Origin of the sequence: Kineococcus auxinigenes (assembly GCF_050871525.1) — a bacterium.
GTDB lineage: Bacteria > Actinomycetota > Actinomycetes > Actinomycetales > Kineococcaceae > Kineococcus.
On the sequence record NZ_JBKBCT010000201.1, the window covers coordinates 1 to 504 of the forward strand.

Annotated in this window: 1 pseudogene; it reads left to right on the plus strand. The window is 63.5% G+C overall.

The annotated features are described in order from the left end of the window. Positions 1–36: 36 nt before the first annotated feature. Positions 37–504, plus strand: a pseudogene (locus ACRYR9_RS20015) (SMC family ATPase); the annotation flags it as partial.

Genomic DNA, 504 nt, shown 5'->3' on the forward strand with positions numbered 1-504 from the left:
GAGCGGATGCGTGAGCTGTCGGGCAAGGCTATGGACGTGGCGAAGTGCCTCGGCCGTGCTTTGGATGTCGTTCAGCACAACATCACAAGCCTGGTTGGTCGGCGCGATCGTGTTGCACGACTCTCCTTGGAGATCGAGCAGGCGGAGGCCTCGTTGGTTGAGACCCGCCAGGCGCGTGATCGTGAGCTGGAGGCCAATGCGCAGATGGTTCAGGAGCGTGCGACGCTTGCAGCCAAGCGGGCGAGCAGCACCGTAGCAGAAGCGCGCATGCGTGAGCTTGGCCAACAGAAGGTGGCCCAGGAAGCAAGGCGCCGAACGCTTGACAACGACGAACGGGCTGCCGTGCAACGTACCGAGGCGCAAGCCAAGGAACTGGGGGCCGTCATTTCAAGCCGCCGCGCAATCCTGGCCAGCAGCCCCGCCATCCTGGCGGCCGCAACCTCTCGCGATGCTTTGCAATTAAACGTCGCGCAGCGACAGTCGGAGGCAATTCGGCTGCAAGAG